Annotated in this window: 2 protein-coding genes; one reads left to right on the top strand and one right to left on the bottom strand. The window is 69.9% G+C overall.

Annotated features, from left to right (window positions below):
- Positions 1 to 243 precede the first annotated feature (243 nt).
- Positions 244 to 2271 carry a copper resistance protein CopC gene (locus DD1DGNOD_RS25745; protein ID WP_131771202.1) on the top strand — a complete coding sequence of 676 codons (2028 nt, stop codon included), beginning with the start codon at positions 244 to 246 and terminating at the stop codon, positions 2269 to 2271.
- Between the two features lie 195 nt (positions 2272 to 2466).
- Here the strand turns inward: DD1DGNOD_RS25745 and DD1DGNOD_RS25740 are convergent.
- The coding region (locus tag DD1DGNOD_RS25740; protein WP_165037043.1) for a hypothetical protein at positions 2467 to 3566 on the bottom strand (1100 nt) is incomplete at its 5' end.

The raw sequence follows: 3566 nt of genomic DNA, 5'->3' as shown, positions 1-3566 counted from the left end.
GAGTCTTCATGGGCGCGGAGTCTTCATGGGCGCGGAGTTTAGCCGGCTGAAGAGCGCGATCGTGATTTTTCCCGCGTCCGGAGGTCTCGGAAAGCCATCCGGAGATCTCGGAAAGCATAGCCCGGTGAGGCCTCGGGAAGTCCTGGGAAGCGGTGGCCGGGCGCGGAGCGGAGCCCGGCGTTGTCGCCGTCCGCGGGCAGCGAGGTGGACACTGGGCCGGTGGTTCGGCTCCGGATTGACACTGTGCCGCCGCGGGCTGACGCCGTGTGGCACTGGATTCACAGTGCACGGCGCGTCGGCTTCCTGTTCGCGGCCATGCTCGTGGCCGTGGTCGTAACGGCTGCCCCGGCGTCCGCGCATGCCGTGCTCGAACGCAGCGATCCGGCCGGGGGTGCGACCCGGGCGACCCCGCCGTCGCGGGTTGTGCTGACCTTCAGCGAGTCCGTCACGGTGAACGCCGGCTCGATAACGGTCATCTCCTCGTCCGGTCAGCGGGTGGACGACGGTGCCGCGCGGCACGGGCAGACCGGCAATGAAGCCGTGGTGGGATTGCGTCCCGGGCTTGGCAACGGGACCTACGTGGTCAGCTGGCATGCCGTCTCCGCGGACAGCCATCCGGTCTCCGGCGGTTTCTTCTTCGGGGTCGGGGTGGCGCCGGACGCAGCGGCGGCCGCGTCGGTGTCCACGGGTGCCCGTGGTTCGGCGGTTGTGGGCGTCCTGGCCGGTGTGGCCCGCTTCGCCGCTTTCGCCGGGCTCGCGGTCCTGGTGGGGGCGGGCTTTTTCCTGCTGGCGCTGTGGCCGGCCGGAGTCGGCCTGCCCGGTCCGCGGCGCCTGTTGTGGACGGGGTGGGGCGTCACCCTCGGTGCGTCCGTTGCGCTGTTGCTGCTGCAGGGACCGTACGGCGGGGGTCAGGGGTTGTCCGCTCTCGCCCGGTGGGATCCGTTGTCGACCACCTTGCACGGCAGGTACGGGCATCTGGTGCTGCTGCGCATCCTCGCGCTGCTGCTCGCGGTACCGCTGCTGCGCACGATCACGGCGGGTCACCGGCGTTCCCTGCTGGAGCTCGCGGGCCTCGCCCTTGTCGCCGCCGTGACCCAGAGCGCGGCCGGGCACGCGGGCGTCGGTGACGACGCGTGGCTGGCAACCGCCAGTCTGACCCTGCACCTGCTGGGCGTTGCCGCCTGGGTCGGCGGCCTCGCGGTTCTCGTGATCTTTCTGCGTTCCACCTCCCGGCGCGGTCCGGCGGACGGCCGGCAGCCTCCCGACGGCATCGAGGTGTCGGCTGCCCGGGCCGACGAGCTCGCCGAGGTCCTGCCGAGATGGTCACGCATTGCAATGATGGCCATCGCCGTGATCGTCCTGACCGGTGTTTACCAGACATGGCGGGAGGTTGGCTCGCTCCCGGCGCTGGATGCCACCACCTACGGCCGTCTGCTGCTGGTGAAGCTCTGGTTCGTGGCGATGATGCTCGGATTCGGCTGGTTGGGGCACAAATGGGTTGCGCGCCACCACCGGCCGGCCCCCACCGCGCTGGCGGCGGGTCACTCGGAGGCAGCCGAGGATACGGCCGGGGACACGCGGGGGACCACGGCCGTGGGCGTGGCCACCCGTGCGGCGGGTCGGGTACCCGGGTCTTCCGAACCCACCGGATCAGCCCTGCCGATCCAGCGGGGATCCCGGGCGCAGGCGAATCATGATCGTGCCGCCTTCGGTCCGCTGACAAGCCGAGAATTCGGGCCGCTGGCAGCGCGAAAAAAGCATGATCGTGCTGCCAGCGGCCCGTCGGGGGAGGCGTCCTCGCCGAACCTTCTCCCACGTCCCCGCGTCAGCGAGGGTGCGCTGGCACGTCTGCGCCGGAGGGTCGCGTTCGAGGCGGGAATCGCCGCCGTGGTGCTCGGGTTGACGGCGGCACTGGTCAACTCCGTCCCGGCACGGACGTCGTACGTGCCCCCGTTCTCCGGCACGGTCTTCGCCGGGCCGCTCACCGTCCAGGTGGACATCGCTCCCACCAGGCGCGGGCCGCAGACACTGCACGTCTATGTCTTCGACCCCGCGGGGAAGGCGCAGCCGCTTGCGGATGCATCGGCTGCGCTGTCGCTTCCGGATGCCGGTGTCGGGCCGTTGCCGGTACCGCTCACCCGGGTGGCGCCCGGTCATGTGATCAGCGAAGACATGCAGGTCCCACTACCAGGTACCTGGCAGCTACGGCTGACGCTACGTGTCAACGACTTCGACCAGTACGTGACCACCCTGTTCTACCAGGTCCGCTAGGGAATTCATGATCAAGCATCGTCGAATCATGAAACTGAGGGAATAGACGGGTCGCTATAGATGGTCGTATAGCAGCCGTTTTCGTACTCACTTTCCTGAGCGAAACAGCCGGGACAGGATGTGTGAGTAGCTCACCGGTGCCTTGGCGGATCGGATCGGAGCGGAGTAGTCGCGTACTGGCCGGATCCTGGTTGGTCAGAGCGATCTCAGGGAGCCGCTGACGGTTGTGAGCTTCGCCGACGGCGCCCCCTCGTCCTTCGTGGTGCCCGGGGCCGGAGCGTTCGCACTCGTGGTACTGATCGACGGATTCGTCGTGGACGTTCCGCCCGGGGTGGGTGGGCTGCCTGCCGGTGGCTGTGTTCCGGGGCTGTCGGAAGGCACGGAAGGTGTCGTGGATGCGGTGGGTCCGCCGGTCGCCGTGGGCGCCGGTTGTTCGGGCGGGGTCGTCGTCACCACTGGCTGGGGTGGCGTCGTGGTCGTTCCCGGTGAGGCATGTACCGGCGGGGCGGGCGAGTTGACCGCGTCGCCCGGGGGGACCATCTCGACGAGGGAGAGTTGGGATGACACCAGTGCCACCTCGTCCGGGAGCCCGAGGCCGGACATGGCCGGCTCGTTGCGCTGGGTGGACGACTGCTGGGTGGATCCACCGGCAACCGTGGAGTCGATCGTGGTCGACGATCCGGATACGGGTGAGGGGCCCACGGGGGACGTTTCGGGCTCCCCGGACGAACCCGGTGTGATCACCACGGTGCCGGGGTGGTGGGCGCTGGTGTCGGATGCGGCGGTAGGCCAGTTGATCGTGACGGCGACACCGATCGCGGCGATGACCAGTGACCCGACAGCCGTCGCGATCGAACGGTTGCGCCAGCGTTGCGATCCGGACGGGATCCCTCCGCCAGGGCGCCCACGGACGAGTGGCATGACCGTGGGCACGTCCGGCTGGCCGGGTCGCGCATCCCTGCTCGCCACCGTGCCCACGACCAGGGTCCTGTTGCCGTCCGCCGTCCCGGCGTCGGCCGGCGGACGGCCCGGGCCGGATGCGCCGTTACGGGCGGTGGCGGCAGCAGCGGCCGCGGCGGCCCGGTCGAAGGTGCGCGAAAGCCCCTCCCGCAGGGTGGTCGGCGCTGCCATCATTGGTGTCGCAGCGAGCATTTCCTGCGGAGTGACACCGTGCGGTACCGGGGCTGCCTGTACCTGCGGTGAGCCTGACCATGCCAGCGAGCTGCCGCGGGCCAGCTCCAGCAGCCATGAATGCAGCCGCGTGGGGTCACTGAGCGGACTCAGGCGGCTGCGGG

The sequence above is a fragment of the Candidatus Protofrankia californiensis genome (assembly GCF_900634765.1).
GTDB lineage: Bacteria > Actinomycetota > Actinomycetes > Frankiales > Frankiaceae > Protofrankia > Protofrankia californiensis.
The sequence above is the reverse complement of the archived record's forward strand: the minus strand, read 5'-3'. Positions and strand labels throughout refer to the sequence as shown.